The following is a 25,483-nucleotide window of genomic DNA, read 5'->3' on the forward strand; positions in this document are numbered from 1 at the left end:
CATCCACTGCCGCCATGGCCGCCGCTCCCTTCATCAGCACTTCGTCCACGCGGGCCCGCGCGCAGGATTCGCGCAAGCTCGGCGTCGCCGTGTGTGGCCTGGGCAAGTTGAGCACGGACCAGATCGCACCGGCGCTGATGAAGACGAAACACTGTCGCCTGGCGGGCATCGTGACCGGCACGCCGGCCAAGGCCGAAGCGTGGAAAGCGAAGTACGGCATTCCCGCCAACAGCGTGTACTCGTACGACACCATGCAGCGCATGGCGGACAACCCGGACATCGACATCGTCTATGTCGTCACGCCCAATGCGCTGCATGCGCAGCACACCATCCAGGCGGCGCGGGCCGGCAAGCATGTGTTCTGCGAGAAGCCGATGGAGATCTCGGTCGAACGCTGCCAGCAGATGATCGACGCCTGCCGCGACGCCAAACGGCTGCTCGGCACCGCCTACCGCTGCCAGTACGACCCGCATCACCTGGAATGCATCCGGCTGGTGCGCGAACAGGTGTTCGGCAAGCCGACCATCCTGCAGGCCGGTTTCGCCATCGACGTCGGCCCGGCGGATCAATGGCGCCTCAAGCGTGAGCTGGCCGGCGGTGGCGCGCTGATGGATGTGGGCATCTACGCGCTGCAGGCCACGCGATACCTGACCGGCGAGGAACCCATCCTCGTCTCCGCGGTGGAAACGAAGACCGACCCGGTGAAGTTCGCCGAGGTCGACGAATCCATCGTGTGGACGACGAAATTCCCCAGCGGCGTCGTTGCCTATTGCAGCACCAGCTACAAGGCCGGACGCATCCAGAACCTGCGCGTGAATGCCGAGAACGGCTGGTTCGAACTCGACCCGGCCTTCTTCTACGACGGCAACCACGGCCGCCGCAGCGACGGGAAGGAGATCCGCTTCCCGGAGATCGACCTGTTCGCCGCCGAGATGGACGACTTCGCCCAGTGCATCCTGGAAGGCCGGCCCACCAAGGTGCCCGGTGAGGAAGGCCAGCGCGACGTGCGCATCCTGCAGGCGATCTACGAATCGGTGCGCAGCGGGCGGGCGGTGTCGCTGGCGTAGCGCCGCCTTCACCGCCGCGTCATCACCGGAAAGGCGCAATGACGCCGGTTCCGGGTCGGGCGCGATGGCATGAACACTCTCTGGGTGCGTCCGCTGCAACGCGTGGAACGCGCATGACGCCCGATCTGGCCATGGTCCTTTTGCTGCTGGGCGGCGCCATCGTGATGTTCGCGATCGGCCGTCCGCGCAGCGACGTGGTCGGCCTGCTGATGGTCGCCGCGTTGCCGCTCACCGGCGTCATCGACATCGGCGAGGCCATCGCCGGTTTCGCCGATCCCAGCATCGTGCTGATCGCACTGCTGTTCGTGCTGGGCGAAGGCTTGTCACGCACCGGCGTGGCGCAGCGGTTGAGCGAACTCATCGTGCGGTTCGCGGGACCGGCGGAAACGCGCCTGATGGTCGCGCTGATGGTGGCAGTGGCCACCATCGGTTCGGTGATGAGTTCCACCGGCGTGGTCGCCATCTTCATTCCCATCGTGCTGCGCATCTGCCAGCGCGTGGGCATTGCGCCGGGGCGGTTGATGATGCCGCTTAGCGTGGCCGCGCTGGTCAGCGGCATGATGACGCTGGTCGCCACGGCGCCCAACCTGGTGGTGCAGTCCGAACTGCTGCGCGAAGGGCATCCGGGCTTCGAGTTCTTCGCGTTCGCACCGTTCGGCGTGCCGGTCCTGGTGGTGGCGATCGCGTACATGCTGTTCGCGCGGCGCTGGCTGGGGCGCGACGCGCAGGCCGTCGATGCACGGCCCGGCATCGAGGACTGGATCGGCGAGTACGCGCTGGCCGGCCGCGCCTGCCGTGTGCGCGTGCGTCCCGCGTCGCCACTGATCGGCCGCGTGGCCGCCGACTGCGAGGGCAGTGAACTGGCGGGCGTGCACGTGCTGGCCATCGAGCAGTCCGGGCTGTTGGGCCGCACGTCGCTGGCGTCTCCCATCGGCGTGCCGGTGGAGGCAGGTGCCACGTTGCTGCTGGACGTGCACGATCGCGATGTCGATGCCGGTGTGCTCTTCAACCGCCAGCGCCTGGAATCGCTGCCGCTGCAGGGCAACTACTTCTCCGCGTACGCGAACGACATCGGCATGGCCGAGGCGCTGGTGACGGCGAACTCGCCGCTGGTGGGACGCACCGCGCGCGAGACGCGCCTGCGCGACCGCCACGAGCTGGTGGTGATCGGCCTGCGCCATGGACGTTCGGCCTCGCGCGATCCCGACGAGGAACGCATGGAGGTCGGCGATACGCTGCTGCTGGTCGGACCTTGGCCGGCGTTGCGTTCGGTGGGCGTGGATTCGGAAGGCCTGGTGCTGCTGAACCTGCCCGGCGAGGCGGACGACGTCGCGCCTGCGGCAAGCCGCGCGCCGTTCGCGCTGGCCATCCTGGTGCTGACGGTGGCGATGATGGTGACCGGCGTGGTTGCCAACGCGCATGCCGCGCTGATCGGCTGCCTGCTGATGGGCGTGGCCGGTTGCGTGGACCTGCGCGGTGCGTACCGGGCGATCCACTGGCCCAGCCTGGTGCTGATCGTCGGCATGCTGCCGTTCTCGCTCGCGCTGCAGCGCACCGGCGGCGTCGATCTGGCGGCCGACCTGCTGCTGGACGTGGCAGGCGGTGCAGGACCACGCGCGGTGCTGACCGCGGTATTCGTGGTGACGGCGGTGTTGGGCATGTTCATTTCCAACACCGCAGTGGCGGTGCTGATGGCGCCGGTGGCGCTGGCCATCGCGGACCACCTGGACGCATCGGCGGCGCCGTTCGCGATGACGGTGGCGCTGGCGGCATCGACCGCCTTCATGACGCCGGTGTCGTCACCGGTCAACGCGCTGGTGGTGGGGCCGGGCGGTTATGGCTTCGCCGACTTCGTACGCGTGGGCACACCGCTGGCGCTTCTGGTGCTGGTGGTGACCGTGGCGCTGGTGCCGGTGCTGCTTCCGTTCTGAGACGTGCGCGTGGAATGCGCGTATCGCCCGGGTGGCACCGTGCCTTCATGCACGGGAACCGCGCGCGGCGGCCGGGTACGGTGTGGCGCGACGGCGGGGTAGTGGATGAAGTGCCCGCCGGCTCCCCCACAAGGAAGGAAGCCATGCTCCGACTGCGCCACTTCGCCCCGCTCGTCGTTTTCTGTCTCGTTCCCGTCTGCGCGCAGGCCGCACCGCCCGGGCCGCAGATCCTGACCGAGGACGTCACGCGCTTCTACGCGATGTACGACGCCACCGCCGGCAAACCCACGGTGGAACAGATCGAACAGGACTATCTGGCGCGTGGCACGCCCAGCCTGCACGAGTTCGCGAAGCTGCGGCGCGTGACCGCGCAGAGCATCGCGGACCGCATGGCGCGCGATCCGGCGATCTACGCCAATGCCAAGCAGTGCATGACGACGCTGCCGGCGGTGGAGAAGCGGCTGACCGCTGCGTTCGCGCGATTGGCGCAGGTGTATCCGGAGGCGAAGTTCCCGCCGGTCGCCATCGTGGTGGGGCGCGGCAAGCCGGTGGGCATGGCCTATCCCGGCGGGCTGACCATCGGGCTGGAGGCGCTGTGCGCCGCCGACTTCATGAACCCCGACATCGAAGACCGCTTCGTGCACGTCATCGCGCACGAGTACGGCCACATCCAGCAGACCGGTGCCACCGATTTCGAGGACGGCGATCCGCGGGCCACGGTGCTGCGCGTGTCGCTGATCGAAGGCGGCGCCGAATTCATCTCGGAGCTGATCTCCGGCAACGTCGGCAATCCGGGCCTGGCGGACCGCGTGCGCGGCCATGAGCGCGAGATTGAAACCCGGTTTGCGCGCGACATCGACAGCACCGACCTCACGCCGTGGCTCTACAACTACCAGGCCGGAACGGACGCGCCGTACGACCAGGGCTACTGGATCGGCTATCGCATCGCCAAGTCGTACTACCTGCAGGCGAAGGAGCGGGGAGCGGCCGTGCGCGACATCCTGCAGCTCGACGACCCCAAGGCCTTCCTGGCGAAAAGCGGCTGGACACCAGGCATGACGCTGCCGCCGCCGGGCGAGGGGATCGACTGAGGCGGGGCGTTCGCGCTGGCGCGCGCGCCCTCTCCCGACGCGCTGACGCGCGTCGACCTCTCCCGCAAGGGGAGAGGTGAGAGCGCAGCGCCCCCTGGGGGCGGATGCGGGGCACTCCCGGCGCTGGCGTTCGCCGCGTCAGGCACCAGCCCCGGCAAGCGCCTAGAATGCGCGCTCCGCTTCTCCCCCCAAGGCATCCCCGCATGGCGCTCAAGGCGACCGTGGTCAAGGCCGAGCTGACGATCAGCGACCTGGACCGGCACCACTACGCGACCTATCCGCTCACCCTCGCGCAGCATCCGTCGGAGACGGACGAGCGGCTGATGGTGCGCGTGGTCGCTTTCGCGCTGTTCGCCAGTGAGCGCCTGGAGTTCGGCAAGGGCCTGAGCAACGACGACGAGCCCGACCTGTGGCGTCGCGACTACACCGGCGACATCGAGCAGTGGATCGACCTGGGCCAGCCGGACGAGTCGCGCATCCGCAAGGCCTGCGGGCGCGCGCGGCAGGTGGTGGTGGTCAACTACGCCGGACGCGCCGCCGACCTGTGGTGGGACAAGAACGCCAGCGCGCTGGCGCGCCTGGACAACCTCACCGTGATCGACATCGATGCCGCGGTGGTCGATGCGCTGGCGGCGATCATTCAGCGCAGCATGCGTTTCAGCGCGCTGATCCAGGATGGCGAACTGCAGCTGATGGGCGACAGCGGCTCGGTCGATCTGCGTCCGCGCACGCGCATGGCGTCGGCCGCGCAGGCAGCCTGATCGCGGGGCAGGGCATGAGCGGGCATTTCGACGCGGTGATCGTCGGCGGCGGCGCTGCCGGCCTGATGTGCGCGCTTACCGCAGGACGTCGAGGCAAGCGCGTGCTGCTCGTCGAGCATGCCAACCGCGTCGGCAAGAAGATCCTGATGTCGGGCGGTGGCCGCTGCAATTTCACCAACACCGGCACCACGCCCGCCAATTACCTCTCGGCCAATCCGCATTTCTGCAAGTCGGCGCTGGCGCGCTACACGCCGTGGCACTTCATCGACATGGTCGAGCGCCACCGCATCGCGTATCACGAGAAAGAGCTGGGCCAGCTGTTCTGCGACGAGTCGTCCAAGCTGATCGTGAAGATGCTGCTGGACGAATGCGCCGATGCGGGCGTACGCGTGGAAATCAGCTGCAGCATCGAGCGGCTCACGCACGGCGACAGCGACGAGGCCCGTTTCCGCCTGCACACCACGCACGGCACGTTTTCCGCGCCATCGCTGGTGGTCGCCAGTGGCGGGCTGTCGATTCCCAGCATGGGCGCGACGGGCTTCGGCTACGAACTGGCGCGCCGGTTCGGCCACGGCGTGCTGCCCACGCGCGCGGGGCTGGTGCCGTTGACCCTCAGCGGCAAGCACCAGGAACGCCTGGCGGAGTTGAGCGGCGTCGCGCTGCCGGTGACGGCGCACTGCAATGGCGCCAGCTTCAGCAATTACCTGCTGATCACGCACCGCGGCATCAGCGGGCCGGCGATCCTGCAGATCTCGTCGTACTGGCAGCCCGGCGACGACCTGCGCCTGGATCTCCTGCCGGGACAGGACGCGTTGGAAGCGTTGCAACAATGGCAGCGCGAGCGTCCCGCGGCCGAACTGAAAACCGTGCTGGGCGACGTCATGCCCAAGCGCTTCGCGCAACGCCTGTGCGAGCACTGGCTGAGCAACCGGCCAATGAAGCAGTACAACGCGCCGCAACTGCGCGAGATCGCCCAGGTGCTGGGCGACTGGCCGCTGGTGGCCAGCGGCACCGAAGGCTATCGCACCGCCGAGGTGACACTCGGCGGCGTGGACACCGACGAAATCTCGTCCAGCACGATGCAGTCAAAGCGTGTGCCCGGCCTGTACTTCATCGGCGAAGTCCTCGACGTCACCGGCTGGCTGGGCGGCTACAACTTCCAGTGGGCCTGGGCCTCGGGACACGCCGCGGGCAACGCGGTGTAGGCACAGGCCGCGTTCTTCTCCATCGAACCCCGATGCAGGGTCAGTCCAGGTTGTCGATGTACGCCCTGACGTCGGGATCGATCGGAAGCAGGTAGGCCTTGCCCAACCGGATCACGCCGATACCGCCGCATACGAGCCCCACGATCGCGATGCCGCGACCGAAGGGGCGATTGGACAGCAGAGCCGTGATTCCTCCGGACGCGAACAGTCTGAAGGTGTCGTACGCGCAGTAGATCCCGAAACCGATCATCGCGATTCCTGCGACGACGAAGACGCAGGCCTTGATCCTGTCCATGGGGCGAACTCCGTGGTTTGACGTGGACGTGTGACGTGACTGCATTGAAGGCTGGCGCAGCCCCGAACGATGGCGCCGCTATGCCACCGGCTCGATCCGCCCACCAGCATCCGCGAAGCCGGCCGTCCCCGTCCGGGCGCCGTACACCAGGCGTTCGCGGACGTACTCCTTCAGCGCCGCGCTGGGCTTGGAGCGGGTGTGGCTGCGGATCAGGTGGACCACGTTCGTGATCGTCGCCACCGGCGTCATGATCAGGCCGAAGGGAATGCCCCACCAGCCGGCCAGTAGCGTTCCGATCGTCCACAGGGCCTGCTGCTTGCGTGCGCAGGCAATGCAGGCGGTGATCGTGTTCTTTCGGGTGAACGTCACGAGGATGACGGACCAGACGAAGAGCGCGTGATGGACTTCGACGCCGCGACTGCAGCCGCATCGCGCACACCGGCCTTCGGTACGCATGCGCGCCGCTTCGATCTCGACCTCCTGCTGCGGAATCGCCGCGAGTCGTTCAAGGAACGACGCCTTCTGGGCGTGGCACGCCTTGCTGCAGAAGCGGAATCCGTGCGCCTTGATGCCGCCCAGCGCGATGGTCTGTTTGCAGGTGTAGCAGGTCCCCATGATCTCCTCCCCCCGGAGTCGCATCGGATGCAGGGGGCGACGCTACCCGAATGCGCGGGTGTCGCCAAGGAGTAGGGCGCTGCATCCGACCGGCACCGCAGGCGCGGCGCCGGTCGGACGATTCATCAGTACGACGTCTGTTGTGCGTCCGGTTCCGTGATGGCTTCGACCGCCGCCTGCGTCGCGGTGTTCGTTACGCCTGCCGGCGAGAACGAGAGCACCAGGCCGAAGCTGCTGTTCGGACTCTGGCCGTCGCCGTGCTGGCGGCGCGCCAGCAGCGACAGCTTCCAGCCCAGCGACAGCTCGAAGTCGATGCCGCCGCCGTAGGTCAACGCGTTGTCGCCGACGCTGCGCAGGCCAACGACGTAGCCGCCGTCCACCGGCATGACCGCGTAGTTCAGATCGACGTTGCTGCGGTTGTCGAGCGATTCGCGGTACTCGAACATCCAGTACGGGCGGAACAGGTTGCCGCGTGCGGTGAGGATGGGCAGGCTGCCTTCCACACCCAGCGACGCGCCGCTGCTCTCGACCGTCTGCGAACCGTAGGTCAGGTCATGGATGCCCAGGCCTTGCTCGCGATAGCCATCCAGCGTGGTGCGGCTGGCATCGAGTCGGCCGTAACCGGTGAGGGTCGCGCCTTCGCCACCGCCGTGTTCGTAACCGGCCGTGAGTGCGCCGAAGGCCTGGTCACCGCTGCGCTGTGCGGTGGCAGTCGCGTCGGCGACCGCGCTGTAGCGGCGGATGTCGAAGTCCAGGTCGCCCCAGCCGAGCACGCCGTCGACGAACCAGTGCTGCGACGGGCGCCACAGGCCGTACATCGACAACGCACGCTGGTTGGCGTCGAGCGTGGAGCGTGCGTCGTCCAGGTCGGTGCTGTTCCAGCCCCAACCACCGGCCACGCCAAGCAACCACTGCTCGTTGACGCGCCAGTCCGCACCGACGGTAACGCCATCGCTGCTGAAGTCGAACGCGTTGCTGCGCGCATCGGGCTCACGCTGGCCGGTGGTGATGGTGCCGGCCGTCCACACGCCCACGCCGTTCGGCAGGCGCGTGTCGTCGAGCGAGGCCACTTCTTCCGCAGCCACCGTCAACGCGGCACCGGAGGCATTGGCCAGGCTGACGTTCACGCCGTTGACCGAGCGATTGGCACCGCCAAAGCGCTGCTGGCGCAGGCGGTCCTGGATGTTGGACTGCTGCGCCATCGCGAAGCGCACGCTGGCATCCACCTGCGCCTGCAGGCCGCCCACCACGCTGGGATCGCGCGTCGGGTCGGGACGGTCGGTGACGGTGAGCACCACGCTGACCGACGCCGACGCGTAGTTGCCCGTGGCCGCCTGCGTGGCAACCAGTGTCGTCACGCCCGCGCCCACCAGCGTCACCGTGCGACCGCTCACCGTGGCCACCGACGGAGCGGAGCTGGTGAAGGTGAAGGTGCCATTGCTCTGGCTGGTGGGGTTGGAGAGGTCGAACGTGGTTTCGCCGAGGGTGCGGTTGAGATCGCCCACCCAGCCCAGCGTCGGTGTCGCGCGGCCGATGGCCACCTGCAACGCCACCTGCGGCGCGGCCGTGTAATTGGCGTTGCCGGCCTGGTCGGCGGTGAGCGAACACGCGCCCGCGGCGAGCATCGTCACCGTGCTGCCGACGACCGTGCACACCGCCGGACTGGTGCTGGCGAACACCACCGCGTTACCCGACGCACCGCCCGTCGCAGACAGCGCGAAGGTGCCGTTGGGCGAATACACGGGCGCGGCCGGATTGGCGGCGAAGGTGGTGATGGCCTGCGCGCCCGCACCGATGCTCACGTCCAGCGCGACCTGCGTCGCGGCGCTGTAGTTCGCGTTGCCGGCCTGGTTCGCGGTGAGTGAGCAGTTGCCCGCGGCGAGCATCGTCACCGTGCTGCCGCTGACCGAACACACCGACGGCGTGGTCGAAGCGAACACCACCGGCAACCCGGACGCACCGCCCGTCGCGCCCACGTTGAAGGTGCCGCCCGATACGTAGGCCGGTGCGACGGGATTGGCCGCAAGGCCGGTGATCGTCTGCGGCAGCAGGCCGACCTGCACGCCGCTCGTGTCGCCGATGGTGCCCAAAGCCGTCGCCGCGGCCGTGCCGAGTGCATCGGCGAGGGTGCCGCCGTTGGGCGCGAACGCGGTGCCGACGACGATGCCGTCCAGGTCCTGGTCGCCAGGAGCGACGGTGTAGGCGAACACGAGCACGTTGCTGCCCGAACCGCTCACGTAGTTCGCCTGGCGCGTGACACCGGCGTCGAGCGTGAGCGGCAGGTTCGGCGTGCCGGTCACGAACACCGGTTCGTTGAAGACCAGCGCGAAGGTGAGGGCCTGGCCGGCGATGTACTGGCCGGCCGCAGGCACGGTCACGCTGAGCACCGACGGCGCGGCGTTGTCGATCGCGTAGGCCTGGCCGGCGTCGAAGCCAGTTGCCAGGTTGCCCGCGGTATCGGTGATGGCCGTGCCGATGCTGTTGAGGTCCAGCGCCAGCGTGCCGTCGCCGGCGACACTGGAAACGGTAACGGTGAAGTGCTGCGCGTCGGACGGCACGATGCTCGCGACCAAACCCGATGCGGTGCCCGTCGTGCGCACGGTGAAGTCGGCCACGTCCACGCCGGCCACCGGTTCGGAGAACGTCACCAGGAAACGCAACGTGGCGGCATGGGTGGGACTGGCGTCCACGCGGTCGATCGACGTCACCGTCGGCGCCGTGGTGTCCGGGCTGGTCACGGTGATGTCCAGCGTGTCGGTATCGGTCTTGGTGCCGCCCGCTCCGGTGTTGCCCAGGTCGTTGCTGGTGATCTGCAGCGACGCCTGGCCGGTGTAGCCCACGGTGGGCGTGAACAGCAGCCCGTTCAACGCGCCATTGATGTCGGCGATGCGGCCATCGAAGGACACCGTGCCGTCGCTGAAGCCGGATCCGACCATGAAGACGAGTCCGGTAGTGCTCGCCAACGTGATAAGGCCATTGCTGGCGGTCAGCGTGACCCGGACCGTGGCACCGCCTGCATCCGCGTCGCTGATGGAAATGGCGTTGGGCCCGCTGAGGAAAAGCGCGACGTCCTGCACGATCGTCTGCGCGCCCGGCACGCGGTTGACCGGCGCCTGGTTGATGACGCCCACCAGCACGCCGCTGGTGCTGCCCACCGAATTGAGCGTGAGCGATGCATCCATGCCGCCGCTGCGGACCGTGCCGCCGTTCAACGTGAGCGCGCCGACGGTGATCCCGTCGGCATCGCTTTGTCCGGCCTGCACCGTGTAGCGGAAGAGCGTGGTGGTCTGGTTGGGGGACGACAGGTACGTCGCGTACACCGTCGTCGCGCCGATGGTCAGGGCGATGCGCGGCGTGCCGGTGATGGTCACCGCGTGATCCCAGCTGACCGTGAAGTCCAGGTTCTGGCCCGGGCCGTAGAGGCTGTTCGCGGGGACGGCGACCGAAGTGATCGCGGGCGGAACGTCGGGCGTGACGCTGTTCGATGCCGCCGACGCCGCACCGGTGCCGGCGCTGTTGTCGGCGGTGACGGTGAAGGTGTAGGCCACGCCGTTGGTCAGGCCGGTGACCGTGATCGGAGCACTCATGCCGGAGGCGGTGAGGCCGCCCGGATTGGACGTGACCGTGTAGTGGGTGATGGTCGCGCCGCCGTTGGAGGCGGGCGGAGTGAAGCCGACGGTGGCCTGCGTGTCGCCGGCGATGGCCGTGCCGATGGTCGGCGCACCCGGCACCACCGCGTTGACGACGAACGACTGCGAAACCTGCGCCGCCGCGTTGAACGCTGCGTTGCCCGCCTGGTTGGCGTTGATCGTGCAGGTGTCGGCGGCGGAGAAGGTGAGCAGCCCGCCGCTGGTGATCGTGCACACGCCGGTGGTGCCGGAGGTAAACGTCACCGGCAGGTTCGAGCTTGCGGTCGCGGTGAGCGTCGGCGCCGTGCCGAAGTTTTGTGGGCCCGGGTTGGCGAAGGCGATGGTCTGGGCGGCCTTCGGCGTCACGCTGTTCGACGCCGCCGACGGCGTGCCCGTGCCGGCGATGCTCGTGGCGGTGACGGTGAAGGTGTAAGCCGTGCCGTTGGTCAGGCCGGTGATCGTCACCGGGCTGCCGTTGCTGGTCGCGATGATGCCCTGCGGGCTGGACGTCACCGTGTAGCTGTCGATCGGCTGGCCGCCGTCGAAACCCGGCGTGAAGTTCAGCGTGGCCTGGCTGTCGCCCGCGGTCGCGATGCCGATCTGCACCGGGTCGGGCTCGCGCGCCGGCGCGAAGGGAAGTTCGAAGGTGTTGGTCGTGCCGCTGCGCGAGGCACCGGTGGGACGTGTGGCGCGCCAGCGGCCCAATGCCGTCACCTTGCCCAGCGCCATGTCATTGGCGGTAGTGGTGTAGGTGAAGGTGCAGTTGCGTATGTCGCCCAGGTCGGCGGGCATGCTCGGGCAGCTCACGGCCGACATGCCGGTGGGGCTGCCGCTGGTGAACACCAGATCACTGATCTCGGTGTTGCCGGTGGACAGCTGCACATTGAAGGTGACCGGCTGGCCGATGCGCGAGAACGAGGGGCGGTTGGCGCCCGTGATGCTTACCGTCGTTGCCTGCGCCGCCACCGGGCCGGCGACCGCGATCATCAGCGTGGCAAGCAGTGCGGCGAGGATCCGTTGCGTGGTGCGGTGTGCGTTACCGGTTGCGTGCGTGCGCGGCAAAGCTTCGCCCACGCCGATCCAACGCTGGATCGCGTTCTGGTAATCCATTGGTGTTTTCCCCTGTTCGGCGCGCGGCCCGCACAGTGAATCTGTGAGGAGCCTCACATTCCCGGCGCGCATGAGAACATTTTTTTGACGCAGGTGCCACCTTGGGTTCGTCAATTCGTCGGCGCGGGTGGAAGGGTCACAAGGCGCGCCTTGTCATCGGTTCGGATGGATGACCCACGCAAGGCCAAAGGGGGCAGGGAAATGATCCAGCATCGATCACGCATCGGCTCATGGCCGGTGATCTCGGCATGCCTGCTGTTGTCGGCCTGTGTCTCGCGTCCCCATGCCGCGGTCGAATCGGACAACTGCCTGACGGGAGAGTCCACGCAATGGACTCGGCTGGCAGCGCCACCGGCCGATGCGGGCGTGCTCAGGTCGTTGTCCAAGTCGGACTTCGCCAATCCCAGGAGGGACGCGGAGGAGCGCTGGTACGCCGCGCAGGACCGGCTGCGGTACTGCCGTCGCGAGGACTGGTGCGTTGCCGAAGCGTGGTCGTTCGCGCGGACCGACGGCGTCTGGCGTGTCGTGGCGCACGACGGCTGGGTGTGCGTCACCTCGCATGGTTCCCCTCACGGGTCGCGCGGGGAGGGGTGATCCGGCCTGCGGAAACGCGACGTCCGGGACGGTCGGGCGTCGTGCACCGATGCTAAAGTCCGGCCTCCGTTCCGATCACGAAGGCCGTACGCCATGACCGCCAGCACCACCGCTTTTTATCCCATCGGTACTCCGGGTGTTGCCTGGGGCGCGACGGAGAAAGCGCAGTGGTTGTCGCGACAGAGCCGCCAGCGCAGTTACATGGACGAGGTCGTGTCCGCCATCGAACGCCTGCGCGCGCGCTTCGACGTGGTGGAGTACGGCCACATCGCCTACGGTGACGACGCCTACCCGCTGTTCGCGGTGAAAAGCCGCGAATGGGACGACGCGCTGCCCATCGCGCTGGTCACCGGCGGCGTGCACGGTTACGAAACCAGCGGCGTGCACGGCGCGCTGCGCTTCCTCGACCGCCATGCCGACGATTACGCCGGCCGGATCAACCTGCTGGTGGCGCCGTGCATCAGTCCGTGGGCCTACGAACGCATCCATCGCTGGAATGCGAACGCCATCGACCCGAACCGCTCGTTCCGCGCCAACAGCCCGGCGGCGGAGTCGGCGGCGCTGATGCAGCTGGTCGAGCCCCTGGGCGCGCGCGTGGCGGTGCACGTGGACCTGCACGAAACCACCGACACCGACGAGACCGAGTTCCGTCCCGCGCTGGCCGCGCGCGACGGCAAGCCCTTCGAACCCGACGGCGTGCCCGACGGCTTCTACGTGGTGGACGACAGCGAGCACCCGCAGCCGGCGTTCCAGGAGGCGGTGATCAACGCGGTCGCACAGGTCACGCACATCGCGCCCTCGGATGCGAACGGACAGATCATCGGTTCGCCGGTGGTCGCGCCGGGTGTCATCCGTTATCCGCTGCGCAAGCTGGGCCTGTGCGCCGGCCTGACCGACGCGCGCTACAAGACCACCACCGAGGTCTACCCCGACAGCCCGCGCGCCACGCCGGAACAGTGCAACGCCGCGCAGGCCGCGGCGGTGTGCGCAGCGCTGGACTTCGTGCTGGATCGGCCCTGATTCCGGCGACACCCGGAAGGATGTAGCGCCTGCAGACGCAGGCGCAGCGCCCTACAATCGAATCAAGCCGAAGCGGCCCCACGGCTCCGCTCGAGTCAGGCGCGATGACCGACCGAACCGCCTCATGCAGTTGTGGGCAACTCGTCGTCCGCACACAGGGCGAGCCCACCCGCATTTCCATCTGCCATTGCCTGGAATGCCAGAAGCGCAGCGGCAGTGTGTTCGCCGCGCAGGCGCGGTTCGCGGAAGCGGACGTGATCATCGAGGGCGCGAGCCATGAGTACGCGCGCACGGGCGACGAAGGCACCACGGCGCGTTTCCATTTCTGCCCGACCTGCGCCTGCACGGTGTTCTACCGCATGGATGCCGTTGCGGGCATGATCGCCATTCCGGTCGGCGCCTTCGCCGATCCTGGATTTCCGCCGCCGCGTGTATCGGTCTATGAATCGCGCAAGCACCCCTGGGTGCATGTGCCCGATGGCGTCGAACATTTCGAATGAAGACTCGAAGGACACGGGAACCATGCTCCGACACGCAGCGACTGCAGTGCTCATCCTGTTCGGCCTGGCATCGCCGGCCGATGCCGCTGACGGGAGCCGCGTCATCGGCGCCTACTACCCCGGCGGTTCCGCCGAACGGTATCCGGTGTCGACGATTCCCGCCGATCGCTTGACGCACCTGTTCTACGCGTTCGCACGCATCGAGGACGGGCGCTGTGTTGTCGCTGCGGATGCACCGGCGCATTTCGATGCACTGGCCGAACTCAAGCGGGCCCACCCGAAGCTGCGCACGTTGATCTCCATCGGCGGCTGGGAAGCGGGCGGCTTCTCCGATGCAGCGCTCAATGTGGCGAGCCGCGAACGGCTGGTGACCTCGTGCCTGGCTCTGTTCTTCGAACGGCATCGCGGTGCGTTCGACGGCGTCGACATCGACTGGGAGTTCCCCGTATACGGCGGTCCGAAGGAGATCGCCGCGCGCCCGCAGGACCGCGCGAACATGACGAAGCTGGCGCGGGAATTCCGCCGTCAGCTGGACGCGCTGGGCCAGCAGCGCGGGCAGGCTTTTCTGCTGACGGCCGCGTTGCCGGCCGGACGCATGCAGTCGGCCGGCCCGTACGATCCCGCGCGCAGCTTCGACCTGAAGGCATTGGGCGAGACGCTCGATTTCATCAACCTGATGACCTACGACATGGGCACCGCGTTCTCCGGCGTGTCCACCTTCAACGCACCGTTGCGCGAAGTGGCGGACGATCCGCTACCGCCGGCGCTGCGCCGCACCAACAACGTCGAAGGCGCCGTGGACTTCTACCGCCAGCACGGCGTGCCCGCCAGCAAGCTGGTGCTGGGCGTGCCGTTCTATGGACGCGGTTTCCGCGTGGACAGCGACGCGGACGATGGCCTGTACCAGCGCTACCACGACACGTATGCCGCCGGCGACTGGCGCAACATCCGCGACACACTGCTGCCCGATGCGAAGTGGACGCAGCACTGGCACCCGGTCGCGCAGACGCCCTGGCTGTTCAACCGCGACGAACGCATCTTCGTCAGCTACGAGGACCCCCGGTCCATCGGCCTACGCGCGCAGCTGGCGAAGGATGCCGGCCTGCGCGGCGCCTTCATGTGGGAACTCACCGGGGACGACGCGCAGCACGAACTACTGGACGCGATGGTGAAACCGTTCGAGTAGCGGCATTGTCTGCCCGCGATGTCCGGGTTAGCGTACGCGCGGCACAGGGGAGAATCATGAAAGGAATTCGATTTGCGTTGGCCGGCCTGTTGCTGGCTGCGTCGGTGGCGCCCGTCTGCGCATATGGCAATACAGGCGTCCCGCCCCAATGGGCGAAGTATGTCGAGCAGGTGCGTGCGGCGGACGCCATCGCCGACATGGAGGCCCGCTGTCTGGCCTATCCCGATCTCCCCGGCAATCAGTGGCCAGCCGGTGCTGCGCAGGCGCAATGCGCATTGCTGCGAAAGCCCCTGTATTCGCTGGACGACATTGAACGCCTGAGCGCGACGGCCGGGGGCAGGGCCGAGCTGGAGCACGGTTTCCGCAGGCTGATGAAGCAGAGCCGGCGCAAGGGCGAGCATCGCGATCAGATGTTCGCGTCCTACGCGGCGTTCGATGCCAGCGAGCGGGCGGGACAGGTGGCGAAGCAGTGGCTGGAGCGGGCACCGGAAAGCAGCTTCGCCATGCTCGCAGGCGGCGTTCACTACGCGAAGTCCGGAGCGAAAGCGCGTGGCAGGCAGTACGCGAGCCAGACGTCCGACGAACAGTTCGATCGCATGCACGAGGCGTTCGCAGAGGCGATGCCCCTGCTGCTGCGGGCGCAGGAGCGCGAGCCGCGCCTGAGTGTGGCCTGCTATTGGCTGTCCTACATCGGCCGCAACATCTCGAAGGAACTGCAGCGACAGGCATTGGCGCATTGCGAAAAGGTCGATCCGGACTCGTACTACGTCGCTCTCGAACGCATTCGCGCGTCCGAACCCCGCTGGGGCGGATCTTCCGAGGCCCTGGATGAGGCGGTGGCACTCGCTGCGAAAGGTGTGCGACGCAATCCGGCGCTGGGCGGCCTGCTGGGCCGGTCCGTCGGGTACCGGTTCACGCTCGGTGGCGATTTTCCAGCCGATCTCATTGTTCCCCCCACGCGGATGGGGCCGAACGCCGATCTGCTCGGCAGGGCGGGACGCAGCATTTCCCACACCTCCTTTGATCCGAACTGGGAAGACATCGTCTACCTGTCGCAGGCGGTCCGCTTCGATCCGGATGATGAGCAGTCCCATTACATTCGCGCATGGGTGCTTGTGAACCGGTACCGCGATCCGTTGTGGGCGCGCGCGGATAGCGACGCGGCCTTGCGGCTCGACCCGAACGAGCTCGAGTACGTCTACCTGCGCGGAAGGATTGCCCAGAATACCGAGGGGGTCGTGGCAGCGCGCCCGTACTACCAGAAGGCGATGGCGGTGCCGAAGCATCATCGGGCCGCATTGATCGGGTGGTGTTCAAGCTTCGATCCTGCCCAGGAACCGGACATGGCGGACGACTGCTCGCGCCAGGCGGCCACCGAATTTCCGACGGCGCGTGAGGCGTTGCTGCTGCGCGCGAGGGCGTTGTACATCACCGGAAGGCCGGGGGCGCTGGAAGCCGTGAAGCAGTTCCTCATGGCAGACGAAATCCCGATGTATCTGGAAGAGGCTGCGCAGATGCGCAACGAATGGCTGCCCCGTCTCCAGGGGGACAAAGGCGTCGCGGAGCGGAGCCCGGCGGCTTCGTCCGGGCAGCGATCGCGCTGACCTTCATTCGGCTCCGGGCTGGGGCAGCCACCGTCACGCGCTTCGGCACGTCGCGCAGGCGGCTTGCACACGACGTGCGCCGACGATGCGCTACGGTTCGCCTCGAACCCACGCAGGAGGCGCCATGCGCGGCCTGGATTTCACTTCCTGGCAAACCCTGTTGTCCACGCTCATCGGTCTGGCGGTCATCACCCTGATCGGCGTGGGCATCCGCCTGCTGGTCATGCAGACGGTGCAGCAGCGACGCGAGCGCGAGAATCGCCAGATCAACGAACGCCTGCGCACGCTCATCGCGGCGTACCGGACCTTGGGTGGATCGTTCACGGGCGACCTGTCGGTCGATCCCACCCACCTGCGCGACCTGCAGCGCGGCCCCGGCGACGCAGCCGCCGACGCCGGCGACCCGGAGCTGGCCTGGCCCAGCACGGATCGCTCCCGGCGCATCCGCGACGCGGTCGAAGGCGCGCTGTCGGACATCCTGCTGCTGGGCACCGACGAGCAGGTCCGCCTGGCGGCTCGCGCTGCCGGCGAGCTGGTCGCAGGCCGGCCGGTGCACACCGCCGAGCTGGTCGTGTCGTTGCGCGATTTCATCCGCAGCGTGCTCGACCTGGATCCGGTGCCGAAGGGCCTGGACATCCCGCGTCAGGGGCCGAGTCGCCCAAGCGGCGCGAAGGGCAAGGGCGAAGGCGGTGCGCGCGAGGAGGGCAAACAGGGTGGCGGCAACCGCGGCATGGGCGGTGGCGCTGCCGCCGGTGGTGTCGGCATGGGCATGGGTTTCGGCCTTGCGCGCGACAGCGAGGACGATGCGCACGGCCGGGGTTGATCGGCGAGAAGACGAACGTTCCGAACGTATGACCGCGATCCTCATGCGTCGTGCGGGCGACCTCGCAGTGCGGTAGTGTTTCGCGCGAACAGGGGGAGATCATGATCAGGACACGGAAGTTCATCGCCGGCATTGCGTTCGGCTGCGTGGTGATCGCAACGCAGGCACAGGCGACCGAGTCGGTAACGCCACCCGCCGAATGGGCGAGCTACGTAGCGAAGGTGCGCAAAGCCGAAGCTGTCAAGAATGACGAGGCACGCTGCCTCGCGTACCCGGACCTGCCCGGAAACAAATGGCGACAGGGTGCCGCGAAGGGGCGCTGTTCGCTGTTGCGAAAGCCGATGTTGTCGCTGGATCAGGTCGACCGGTTGCTCGCCTCGGACGAGGGTGTGGTGGAGCTCGACCGCCGTTTCGCCGCCGCGCTCGATGCGCACTATCAGGACCCGGCGCAGCGCGATCAGGTTTTCGTCGCCTTCAAAGTGTTCGACGGGAGCGCCCGCGCGGGGAAGGTCGCCGAGCGCTGGCTCGAGGCGGCGCCCAGGAGCGCCTTTGCCAACGCCGCGGCGGGGACGCATTACAGCGAACGGGGTTGGAAGGCGCGCGGGCAGCGGTTCATCTCGCAGACCTCCGAAGCGGATCTCAAGCGGATGGGTGATGGCTTTTCGCGCGCGGTGCCGTTGTACCTGACGGCGCTGGACCTTGAACCCAGGCTCAGCGTGGCCTGTGTCAGTCTCGCCGCGATCGGTCGCCAGAGTTCGGACGCCCTGCAGCAGTTCGGCATGGACCGCTGTCTGAAGATGGATCCCGATTCCTACCATGTCGTGCAGGAGTGGCTGAACCAGGTGGAGCCACGCTGGGGTGGCAGCGACGCCCAGCTGGCCAAGGTGGTGGCGTACGCGGCGGCGCGGACCGAACGCAGTCCTGCGCTGGGTGTGTTTCTGGGAGCGTCGGCAGGGTACCGGCCTTCGGTGCAGGACTATGGACGCTTTGCCGAGGAGCTGGGCGCCGCTGCCCGCATGGGTCCAAGTGCCGGCATGGCCAAATATGCGGGAGAAGGGTTTTCGGCCAGGAACGATACCTGGCGTGCGTTCGCCTACCTGTCGCAGGCCATCCGCTTCCGGCCGGATGACCCGCAGCCGCGCTATTCGCGTGCCATGTTGTTCTACAACAACCTCAAGGAGTTCGCGTGGGCGCGTGCCGATATGGACGTCGCACTCAGGGCAGCGCCCAACGACCCTGACTACAACTATCAGCAGGCTCGCAATATCCAGAAGGTGAAAGACAACTTGGCGGCACGGCCGTACTTCAAGCGAGCGATGAGCCATCCAGTCATGGGGGAATGGGCCACCGCCTTCTACTGCGAGAGTTTTATCTTTCCCCAGTTCCAACGCGCCGAGGCCGACCGTTGTACGAAGGACGCGGTGGCGAAGTACCCGTACAACGGCGAAGTCTGGCGTCTGCGTGCCTGGACGCTCTATCTGTCGGACCAGCCCGGCCTGCGTGAAGCCGTGGATCAGTTCGCTCGGCATGCCGAAACCTCGGCGCATGTCATTGAACTGGACCGCATGCGCCACGAGTGGCAGCCGCGTCTCGGGCCGTTGCCGGCAGGGCCTGCGCGGTGATGTTTCGGTCTTCATTCGCCGCACGGGTTGCCGGCCTCAGATGGCGACATCCGGACGTGTGACCGCGACCCTCATGCGTCGTGCGGGCGACCTCGCAGTGCGGTAGTGTTTCGCGCGAACAGGGGGAGATCATGATCAGGACACGGAATGCCTTCATGGGCATGGTGATCGGCTGCGCGCTGATCGCATCGCAGGCCCATGCCGCGGAGCCCGCAACGCCGCCCGCCGAATGGGCGGACTACGTCGCGCAGGTGCGCAAGGCCGAGGCGATCCAGGACGACGAGGCCCGCTGCCTCGCGTACCCGGATCTGCCCGGCAACCAGTGGCGGCCGGGCGCGGCGAAGGGGCGCTGCTCGATCCTGCGCAAGCCGGCGTTGTCGCTGGACGAGATCGATGCGCTGCTCGCCTCTCCGGACGGGCTGGCCGAACTCGAGCGTCGCTTCGCCGCGCTGCTCGACGCGCATTACCAGCAAGCCGAGCAACGCGAGCAGATCTTCAACGCCTTCGAGGTGTTCAACGAAAGTGAGCGTGCGGGCAAGGTGGCCGAGCGCTGGCTCAAGGCGGCGCCGAAGAGCGCGTTCGCGAACACGGCGGTGGGCGCGCATTACAGCGAGGCAGGCTGGAAGGCGCGCGGCACGCGCTGGGCGTCCGAAACGCCGGACGACAATTTCAAGCGCATGACCGAGAACTTCGGCCGCTCGGTGCCCTTGTACCTGGAGGCGCTGAAGATCGAGCCGCGGTTGAGCGTCGCGTGCTATCGCCTGGCCGGGGTGGGACGCAACAGCTCCGATGCGCTGCAGCAGTTCGCGCTGGCGCGCTGCACGAAGGCGGATCCCGACTCGTATTTCGTGGCGCTGGAGCGCATCGATGGAGCCGAGCCGCGATGGGGCGGCAGCGACGAGCAATTGCGCAGTGCGGTTGCGTATGCGGCGGCACGAACCGAGCGCAATCCCGCACTGGGCGCGCTGCTGGGCGAAGCCGCCGGGTACCGCCCCAAGATGGCCGACGACCTCGGTCCGGTCGCCGATGACCTGGCGGCTGCAGTGAGGATGGGGCCCAGCGGTTCGCTGTTCCATTCCGCGGGCCTGGGCTACCGCAAGAAGCGGCAGACATGGGAGGCGTACGCATTCCTGTCGCAGGCGGTGCGCTTCCGTCCGGGCGATGGCGATTTCTGGTATTCGCGCTCGCTGGTGCTGAGCGACATGGTGCACGACGTGGCGGGTGCTCGGTCGGACATCCAGCGGGCGTTGGCGCTGGAGCCGGAGAACGACAGCTACCTCTACCAACTGGGAAGGATCGTCAACCAGGCGGAGGGATACGTTGCCGCCAGGCCGTACTTCAAGCGCGCAATGAAGGGCGAAAGCCGTGAGGAGGCCATGCAGCAGTACTGCCTGAGCTTCCTGATGCCGCAGGTGGAGAAGCAGGCGGATGCATGCACCCGCGAATGGGTGACCGAGTTTCCCGGCAGCGTGGGCGCCTGGCGTACGCGTGCGCTCTACCTTCTCCGGTTCGGCACCACCACCCCTGAGGAAGCGTTGCAGGCGTTCGCCCAGTTCGAACGCATGGCCGACGGCACTGCGAACGACCAGGCTGCGCTCAAGCTCATGCGCGAGGAACTGGTGCCCGCGGTCAAGGCCGCGCAGGCCAAGGGCGGCAAGGGCGCTACGAACGGGAAGGGGAAGTAAGTGGCCATGCATCGCATCTACGCCATGAACGTGGTTCGCCGCGCGATGTCGCTCGTACTGGGCATGTTGCTCGCCACACCGGCCCTCGCCGCATCGCCCACCGCCGCCGACCGCATGCTGCTCGAGCCGGATGCGAAGGTGGAAGGCGAAAGCTTCGGTGCGCTCACCGCGCGCTGGTGGCAGTGGGCCGAACGCATGCCGATCGCGCCGTACTACGATCCGGACGGTCGCCTGTGCGAGGAAGAGCAGGCGGGACCGGTCTGGTTCCTGGCGGGCACGGACGGCACGTTCAACGCCAAGCGCGAATGCGTGGTGCCCGCCGGGCGTCACATCCTGGTGCCGGTCATCAACATGCGCACCACCAATCCGCGCCGACACGGCACGGTGTTGCCGCTGCCGTGTGCGGTCCTGCAGGAAAGTGCCGCGGTGAACAACGAGCGGCTCGGTAGCGCCATCGCGCTGATCGACGGCGTGCCGGTGACCGGCGTCACGCGCTACCGCGTGCGCAGCGAAGGCTGTTTTTCGATGCAGTCCGACGCGGAGGATGGCGTGCTCGCGGCCTCGGATGGCTACTGGCTGCTCATCAAGCCGTTGCCGGCCGGACGCCACACCCTGGCCATCGGTGCCAACTACGCCAACGACGAAGACGAGTACGGCCACTTCGTCCAGAACTTCGAGTACGTCCTGCACGTGGGCGGGCGCACGGACGACCTGTGACGGCCGGCGTCGCGCCGTGAAACGGACGTGAAGTCGTGGCGCGCGGGTCGGCCGCACAATGGCGGCCGACCGCAGGAGGCGCTGCCATGGCCGATCCGACCGACGACACCGCGACGATGCAGGCGCTGCTGGACCGTTTGCTGAAGTTCCGTTTGCCGCGTGCCATGAACCTGCGCACGCGGGTCGACAACGGTGAACGCCTCACCGACAGCGACATCGCCTTCCTCAAGAGCGCGTTGCAGGATGCGCAGGACGGCCAGCATTTCGTCGCGCGCAATCCCGAGTTCCACTCGCTCGGGACGCAGATCGTCGCCCTCTACGAGCACATCGTGGAGAAGGGCATCGAGAACGAGAAGAACGCCTGAGCCGCGCGGCTCAGCGCGCAGTGGTCGTCCCGCGACGGGCGCGTTTGACCGCGTACATGGCGGCGTCCGCGCGGGCGATCAGCGTTTCCGCGTCGGCGCAGTCGTCGGCGGCCACCACCACGCCGACGCTGGCGCCGTCGTAATCCAGGGTGACCTCGCCCAGCGCGAAACGCGCGCGCGTGCAGCGTGCCAGGCGGTCGCGGAAGGCGTCGATGGCGTGCTCGCCTTCGGCGTGCGCGACCGTGCCGACCACGACGAACTCGTCTCCGCCCAGGCGCGCGGCGAAGTCGTCGGCGCGCAGCGCGCCCGACAGCGCACGGCCGATGGACGCGAGGAAGCGGTCGCCCACGTCGTGACCGTGGCGGTCGTTGATGGCCTTGAATCCGTCCAGGTCCAGGAAGGCCACCACCAGCGCTTCGTGCGCGCGTTGGCAATGCGCGATGCGGCGCGTCATTTCCTGCATCAGGGCGCGCCGGTTGGGCAGGCCGGTGACGGCGTCCGCCAGCGCGCTCGCGGCCAGCGCCGCATTGGCCTCCTGCAGGCGGCCGAGCAGGCGCTCGCGCTCGATCTGCTGGCCGATCAGGCGCGAGAACATGCGCAATGCGCGCTGTGCGTCGTCGGCCAGCGGCATCGGCTGGGCGCTGGCGGCACACAGCGTGCCGTACAGCGTGCCGTCCTCCAGCCGCACCGGTGTGCTCACGTAGGTCTGGATGCCCAGCGCCCGCGCGGCGTCCGAGTCGCCCCAGCAGCCGGCGACGTCGTCGGTGTACATGCGTTCCTCGTCCAGCGCCCGCTTGCACAGCGTGTCGTTCCACGGCACGCAGAGCCGCTCGGGGATCTGCATCTGGCGGGTGTTGCGCGCGTACACGATCCGCTGCACGCCCGCGGCTTCATCGACCGAAGTGAGGTAGGTCGATTCCATCCCGGTGACGGCTTCCAGCACTTCGAGCAATGGCCGCACCAGTTCCTCGAGCGTGCGGGCGGAGGCGACGGACTCGGCGATCAGGGCGAAGGGGACGGACGGGAGCGGGGCGACGGCATTCATGGTGCCCATTTTATCGGCGGGACGTCCGTCATATTCAGTCCCGCTCCGGGCTTTAGGACCGCGCGCACACGGACCATTTCCACTTCGACCGCGGCGCCGTGCGCGCCTGTCGCCAGGCCTCAGCGGGCGGGAGCACGCGGCAGGTCGGCGAGGGTCCGCCTGGCGATGGAGTCCAGGTCGACGCGCGATTCCCGGGTGGCCCGCACCGCGCCGCGGAACATCGCGCGCCACAGCACGCGGATGTCGGCCGGTTGCAGCACTTCCACCTGCAGGCCGCCTTCGACCGTGTCGAGGGTCACGACCTGGATCTGCGGCGTGCCGGCATGGTCCTGCGTGACGATCTGGGAGCAGCCGCCGGCGCGGCATTCCACGGCGCTCTCGCGCGCGCTGGTCAGGTTGGTCTGGCGCGTGCCGACCTGCTGCACGTTGCGCACGCCCACGCGATAGGCGACGAGGATGTCGGCATTGCGGGCACTGTCGCTGAGGCGGTAGCCCTTGGCCTGCAGGGCCCGGTCGAGCGCGGCCTTCAGGCGCGTGCGCAGGTTGGGGTCCTGCACGCGGCTGTCGAGTTCGGCCGCCAGCGAGGCGGGCATCGGAACCCACGCGTAGCGTGGGCCGGGCAGGGAGGTCGCCGGCATGGACACCTCGACGCGTGCGGCCGGCACGGTCGGTCTCTGGGCACGGGCCGCCGGCGTGGCGGCGAGCAACAGCGCGGCGCAGCAGGCCAGCGCAAGGCCGGTCGTCCTCATGGCATCGCCCCTCGTGTCGTGAATGACGGTCGCCGGTCACTCTGGCCGGCGGCACATCACGGCCGCGTGAGGCGTGCCGGCCGTCTGCACCGCGACACCGGACTGGGGTATGGTCCGCGCACTGTCCACCGCAGGCACGAGGTTCCCATGGCGACTCCTCCCCGCAAGACGGCCAACGACTTCGATCCGGAAGTACTGCGCCTGTTCGACCAATACGTGCACGGCATGATCGATCGTCGTGGCTTCCTGTCCGGTGCGGCGCGTTTCGCGGTCGGTGCCGCCGGTGCGGCCGGCCTGCTGGCCGCGCTGACCCCGCAGTTCGCCGCGGCGCAGCAGGTGAAGCCGGACGACAAGCGGCTGAAGACGAAGTACCTGGAATTCGAATCGCCCGAGGGCTACGGCAAGGCGCGTGGCTATCTGGCTCGGCCGGCCAAGGCCAAGGGCCCGCTGCCGGTGGTGCTGGTGGTGCACGAGAACCGTGGCCTCAACCCGCATATCGAGGACATCACCCGTCGGCTGGCGCTGGAGAACTTCATCGCCTTCGCACCGGACGCACTGTTCCCGCTGGGTGGCTATCCCGGCGACGAGGACAAGGCGCGTGCCGAGTTCGCCAAGCTCGACCAGGCCAAGACGCGCCAGGATTTCCTCGCCGCGGCGAAGCTGCTGCGCGGCATCGAGGGCGGCAATGGCCGGCTGGGCGTGGTGGGGTTCTGCTACGGCGGCGGCATGTCGAACTTCCTCGCCACGCAGTTGCCTGACCTCGACGCCGCCGCGCCCTTCTACGGCGCTCCGGCGGCGACGGCGGATGTGCCCAAGATCAAGGCGCGCATGCTGATCGTGCTGGCTGCCAACGATGAGCGCGTCAACGCCGGCTGGCCGGACTACGAGGCCGCGCTGAAGCAGGCCGGTGTCCGTTACGAGCTGTACCAGCCGCCCGGCACGCAGCACGGCTTCAACAACGACACCACGCCGCGCTACGACCAGACCGCCGCGAAGGAAGCCTGGGCGAAGACGCTGGCCCTGTTCGAGGCGACGCTGCGCAAGCCTGCCTGAGCTGAGGATGCCGGGCGTCGGGAAGACGCGGCATCCGAGATGGCGCATGCGTTTCCTTCTCCCCTTGCGGGAGAAGGTGCCCCGGAGGGGCGGAAGAGGGGGCGCTTTTCGCGCTGGCGCGCAACCCCTCTCCCGACGTGCTGTGCGCGCCGACCTCTCCCGCAAGGGGAGAGGTGACACCGCACGACTGGTTACGTAGTGGGCCGGAACCCGGTTACTTCTTGAGCGCCTTCACCGCGTCCAGCGTTTCCTTCACGTGCTTGTTCGGATTGAGGTCCGAGTACACGTGGGTGATCGTGCCGTTGGGGGCAATCACGTAGGAGGTGCGGTCGGACCATTCCGGCTTCTTGTCCAGGATGGCGTCGTACTGGCCCGCGATCTTCGCGCCGGTGTCGGCGGCGACGGGGAACTTGCCGCCGCAGTGTTCGGTGGACTTGGAGAACTCGGCCAGCTGGTCCACGTTGCCCGCGGTCACGCCGATGACGGTGGCGCCCTGCGCCTTGAACTGATCGATGGCCTCGGAGAACAGGTGCGCTTCCAGGTTGCAGCCCGGCGTGAATGCGGCGGGGAAGAAGTACATCACCACCGGTCCCATCTTCAGCGCATCGGCGAGCTTGAAGGTGAAGGGATTGCCGGCGAGGTAGGCCGGTGCGGAGAAATCGGGTGCCTTCGCGCCGGCCTTGAGCGCGGCGAAGGACGGCAGCGCCACCACGGCGGCGGCGACAAGGGTGCAGGCGGCAACGAGTTTCGACAGCGGCTTCATGGACGGACCCGGCAGGATGGGGCCCCTACGATACGCCGCGCGGCACCCGGCGG

22 protein-coding genes are annotated in these 25,483 nt (G+C 68.0%); 16 read left to right on the forward strand and 6 right to left on the reverse strand.

Features of this window, described 5'->3' with window-relative positions; translation table 11 throughout:
* Window positions 1-14 precede the first annotated feature (14 nt).
* The 5 genes from QLQ15_RS11625 (at window position 15) to QLQ15_RS11645 (ending at window position 6,055) form a co-directional block, all read left to right on the forward strand.
* A complete protein-coding gene (locus QLQ15_RS11625; RefSeq protein ID WP_283212933.1) occupies window positions 15-1,067 on the forward strand; it encodes a Gfo/Idh/MocA family protein in 1,053 nt (350 codons plus the stop codon).
* Between the two features lie 131 nt (window positions 1,068-1,198).
* Window positions 1,199-2,998: an SLC13 family permease gene (locus tag QLQ15_RS11630; RefSeq protein WP_283212934.1), complete on the forward strand. Its 1,800-nt coding sequence runs from the start codon at window positions 1,199-1,201 to the stop codon at window positions 2,996-2,998.
* Between the two features lie 143 nt (window positions 2,999-3,141).
* Complete coding sequence (locus QLQ15_RS11635; protein WP_283212935.1) at window positions 3,142-4,089, forward strand: DUF2268 domain-containing putative Zn-dependent protease; 948 nt, start codon at window positions 3,142-3,144, stop codon at window positions 4,087-4,089.
* Window positions 4,090-4,292: 203 nt separating this feature from the next.
* Window positions 4,293-4,850 (forward strand): YaeQ family protein, encoded by a 558-nt coding sequence (locus QLQ15_RS11640; RefSeq protein ID WP_283212936.1) that lies wholly within the window; start codon window positions 4,293-4,295, stop codon window positions 4,848-4,850.
* Between the two features lie 14 nt (window positions 4,851-4,864).
* Window positions 4,865-6,055 carry a BaiN/RdsA family NAD(P)/FAD-dependent oxidoreductase gene (locus QLQ15_RS11645; protein ID WP_283212937.1) on the forward strand — a complete coding sequence of 397 codons (1,191 nt, stop codon included), beginning with the start codon at window positions 4,865-4,867 and terminating at the stop codon, window positions 6,053-6,055.
* 40 nt (window positions 6,056-6,095) lie between these two features.
* Here the strand turns inward: QLQ15_RS11645 and QLQ15_RS11650 are convergent, their stop codons facing one another.
* From QLQ15_RS11650 to QLQ15_RS11660, 3 genes are all read right to left on the reverse strand, one after another.
* Window positions 6,096-6,350 carry a hypothetical protein gene (locus QLQ15_RS11650; protein WP_283212938.1) on the reverse strand — a complete coding sequence of 85 codons (255 nt, stop codon included), beginning with the start codon at window positions 6,348-6,350 and terminating at the stop codon, window positions 6,096-6,098.
* Window positions 6,351-6,428: 78 nt separating this feature from the next.
* Window positions 6,429-6,965, reverse strand: coding sequence for a hypothetical protein (locus tag QLQ15_RS11655; protein ID WP_283212939.1), 537 nt, complete (start codon window positions 6,963-6,965; stop codon window positions 6,429-6,431).
* Between the two features lie 125 nt (window positions 6,966-7,090).
* Window positions 7,091-11,704, reverse strand: a complete 4,614-nt coding sequence (locus tag QLQ15_RS11660; RefSeq protein WP_283212940.1) for an autotransporter domain-containing protein — start codon at window positions 11,702-11,704, stop codon at window positions 7,091-7,093.
* Between the two features lie 201 nt (window positions 11,705-11,905).
* Here QLQ15_RS11660 and QLQ15_RS11665 point away from each other — a divergent pair, with 201 nt between their 5' ends.
* From QLQ15_RS11665 to QLQ15_RS11710, 10 genes are all read left to right on the forward strand, one after another.
* Window positions 11,906-12,298, forward strand: coding sequence for a hypothetical protein (locus tag QLQ15_RS11665; protein ID WP_283212941.1), 393 nt, complete (start codon window positions 11,906-11,908; stop codon window positions 12,296-12,298).
* A gap of 93 nt (window positions 12,299-12,391) precedes the next feature.
* Window positions 12,392-13,318, forward strand: coding sequence for a M14 family metallopeptidase (locus QLQ15_RS11670; protein ID WP_283212942.1), 927 nt, complete (start codon window positions 12,392-12,394; stop codon window positions 13,316-13,318).
* A gap of 104 nt (window positions 13,319-13,422) precedes the next feature.
* Window positions 13,423-13,818: a GFA family protein gene (locus tag QLQ15_RS11675; protein WP_283212943.1), complete on the forward strand. Its 396-nt coding sequence runs from the start codon at window positions 13,423-13,425 to the stop codon at window positions 13,816-13,818.
* 22 nt (window positions 13,819-13,840) lie between these two features.
* Entirely contained in the window at window positions 13,841-15,004 is a 1,164-nt protein-coding gene (locus QLQ15_RS11680; RefSeq protein WP_283212944.1) for a glycoside hydrolase family 18 protein, read from the forward strand.
* A gap of 56 nt (window positions 15,005-15,060) precedes the next feature.
* Window positions 15,061-16,608, forward strand: a complete 1,548-nt coding sequence (locus QLQ15_RS11685; protein WP_283212945.1) for a tetratricopeptide repeat protein — start codon at window positions 15,061-15,063, stop codon at window positions 16,606-16,608.
* A gap of 124 nt (window positions 16,609-16,732) precedes the next feature.
* Window positions 16,733-17,431: a hypothetical protein gene (locus QLQ15_RS11690; protein WP_283212946.1), complete on the forward strand. Its 699-nt coding sequence runs from the start codon at window positions 16,733-16,735 to the stop codon at window positions 17,429-17,431.
* A 101-nt stretch (window positions 17,432-17,532) separates the two neighbouring features.
* On the forward strand, window positions 17,533-19,053 hold the full coding sequence (locus QLQ15_RS11695; protein WP_283212947.1) for a DUF4034 domain-containing protein: 1,521 nt from the start codon (window positions 17,533-17,535) through the stop codon (window positions 19,051-19,053).
* 131 nt (window positions 19,054-19,184) lie between these two features.
* Window positions 19,185-20,738, forward strand: a complete 1,554-nt coding sequence (locus tag QLQ15_RS11700; protein WP_283212948.1) for a DUF4034 domain-containing protein — start codon at window positions 19,185-19,187, stop codon at window positions 20,736-20,738.
* A 6-nt stretch (window positions 20,739-20,744) separates the two neighbouring features.
* Window positions 20,745-21,455, forward strand: coding sequence for a hypothetical protein (locus tag QLQ15_RS11705; RefSeq protein ID WP_283212949.1), 711 nt, complete (start codon window positions 20,745-20,747; stop codon window positions 21,453-21,455).
* 86 nt (window positions 21,456-21,541) lie between these two features.
* A complete protein-coding gene (locus QLQ15_RS11710; protein ID WP_283212950.1) occupies window positions 21,542-21,820 on the forward strand; it encodes a hypothetical protein in 279 nt (92 codons plus the stop codon).
* 10 nt (window positions 21,821-21,830) lie between these two features.
* On the opposite strand, the gene QLQ15_RS11715 is transcribed toward QLQ15_RS11710, so the two are convergent.
* Both QLQ15_RS11715 and QLQ15_RS11720 read right to left on the reverse strand, forming a co-directional pair.
* Window positions 21,831-22,865, reverse strand: a complete 1,035-nt coding sequence (locus QLQ15_RS11715) for a sensor domain-containing diguanylate cyclase (protein WP_283212951.1) — start codon at window positions 22,863-22,865, stop codon at window positions 21,831-21,833.
* A 119-nt stretch (window positions 22,866-22,984) separates the two neighbouring features.
* Window positions 22,985-23,614 carry a DUF4136 domain-containing protein gene (locus tag QLQ15_RS11720; RefSeq protein ID WP_283212952.1) on the reverse strand — a complete coding sequence of 210 codons (630 nt, stop codon included), beginning with the start codon at window positions 23,612-23,614 and terminating at the stop codon, window positions 22,985-22,987.
* A 147-nt stretch (window positions 23,615-23,761) separates the two neighbouring features.
* Between QLQ15_RS11720 and QLQ15_RS11725 the strand changes: the two genes are divergently transcribed.
* Complete coding sequence (locus QLQ15_RS11725) at window positions 23,762-24,667, forward strand: dienelactone hydrolase family protein (protein ID WP_283212953.1); 906 nt, start codon at window positions 23,762-23,764, stop codon at window positions 24,665-24,667.
* A 214-nt stretch (window positions 24,668-24,881) separates the two neighbouring features.
* On the opposite strand, the gene QLQ15_RS11730 is transcribed toward QLQ15_RS11725, so the two are convergent.
* Window positions 24,882-25,430: a peroxiredoxin gene (locus QLQ15_RS11730; protein ID WP_283212954.1), complete on the reverse strand. Its 549-nt coding sequence runs from the start codon at window positions 25,428-25,430 to the stop codon at window positions 24,882-24,884.
* Window positions 25,431-25,483: the final 53 nt, after the last annotated feature.

It is taken from the genome of Lysobacter stagni (genome assembly GCF_030053425.1).
Lineage (GTDB): Bacteria > Pseudomonadota > Gammaproteobacteria > Xanthomonadales > Xanthomonadaceae > Lysobacter_J > Lysobacter_J stagni.

Bases quoted from the DNA above. Each gene is read 5' to 3' on its own strand.
- QLQ15_RS11625 (WP_283212933.1), top strand. From the start codon at position 15: ATGGCCGCCGCTCCCTTCATCAGCACTTCGTCCACGCGGGCCCGCGCG.
- QLQ15_RS11630 (WP_283212934.1), top strand. From the start codon at position 1,199: ATGGTCCTTTTGCTGCTGGGCGGCGCCATCGTGATGTTCGCGATCGGC.
- QLQ15_RS11635 (WP_283212935.1), top strand. From the start codon at position 3,142: ATGCTCCGACTGCGCCACTTCGCCCCGCTCGTCGTTTTCTGTCTCGTT.
- QLQ15_RS11640 (WP_283212936.1), top strand. From the start codon at position 4,293: ATGGCGCTCAAGGCGACCGTGGTCAAGGCCGAGCTGACGATCAGCGAC.
- QLQ15_RS11645 (WP_283212937.1), top strand. From the start codon at position 4,865: ATGAGCGGGCATTTCGACGCGGTGATCGTCGGCGGCGGCGCTGCCGGC.
- QLQ15_RS11650 (WP_283212938.1), bottom strand. From the start codon at position 6,350: ATGGACAGGATCAAGGCCTGCGTCTTCGTCGTCGCAGGAATCGCGATG.
- QLQ15_RS11655 (WP_283212939.1), bottom strand. From the start codon at position 6,965: ATGGGGACCTGCTACACCTGCAAACAGACCATCGCGCTGGGCGGCATC.
- QLQ15_RS11660 (WP_283212940.1), bottom strand. From the start codon at position 11,704: ATGGATTACCAGAACGCGATCCAGCGTTGGATCGGCGTGGGCGAAGCT.
- QLQ15_RS11665 (WP_283212941.1), top strand. From the start codon at position 11,906: ATGATCCAGCATCGATCACGCATCGGCTCATGGCCGGTGATCTCGGCA.
- QLQ15_RS11670 (WP_283212942.1), top strand. From the start codon at position 12,392: ATGACCGCCAGCACCACCGCTTTTTATCCCATCGGTACTCCGGGTGTT.
- QLQ15_RS11675 (WP_283212943.1), top strand. From the start codon at position 13,423: ATGACCGACCGAACCGCCTCATGCAGTTGTGGGCAACTCGTCGTCCGC.
- QLQ15_RS11680 (WP_283212944.1), top strand. From the start codon at position 13,841: ATGCTCCGACACGCAGCGACTGCAGTGCTCATCCTGTTCGGCCTGGCA.
- QLQ15_RS11685 (WP_283212945.1), top strand. From the start codon at position 15,061: ATGAAAGGAATTCGATTTGCGTTGGCCGGCCTGTTGCTGGCTGCGTCG.
- QLQ15_RS11690 (WP_283212946.1), top strand. From the start codon at position 16,733: ATGCGCGGCCTGGATTTCACTTCCTGGCAAACCCTGTTGTCCACGCTC.
- QLQ15_RS11695 (WP_283212947.1), top strand. From the start codon at position 17,533: ATGATCAGGACACGGAAGTTCATCGCCGGCATTGCGTTCGGCTGCGTG.
- QLQ15_RS11700 (WP_283212948.1), top strand. From the start codon at position 19,185: ATGATCAGGACACGGAATGCCTTCATGGGCATGGTGATCGGCTGCGCG.
- QLQ15_RS11705 (WP_283212949.1), top strand. From the start codon at position 20,745: ATGCATCGCATCTACGCCATGAACGTGGTTCGCCGCGCGATGTCGCTC.
- QLQ15_RS11710 (WP_283212950.1), top strand. From the start codon at position 21,542: ATGGCCGATCCGACCGACGACACCGCGACGATGCAGGCGCTGCTGGAC.
- QLQ15_RS11715 (WP_283212951.1), bottom strand. From the start codon at position 22,865: ATGAATGCCGTCGCCCCGCTCCCGTCCGTCCCCTTCGCCCTGATCGCC.
- QLQ15_RS11720 (WP_283212952.1), bottom strand. From the start codon at position 23,614: ATGAGGACGACCGGCCTTGCGCTGGCCTGCTGCGCCGCGCTGTTGCTC.
- QLQ15_RS11725 (WP_283212953.1), top strand. From the start codon at position 23,762: ATGGCGACTCCTCCCCGCAAGACGGCCAACGACTTCGATCCGGAAGTA.
- QLQ15_RS11730 (WP_283212954.1), bottom strand. From the start codon at position 25,430: ATGAAGCCGCTGTCGAAACTCGTTGCCGCCTGCACCCTTGTCGCCGCC.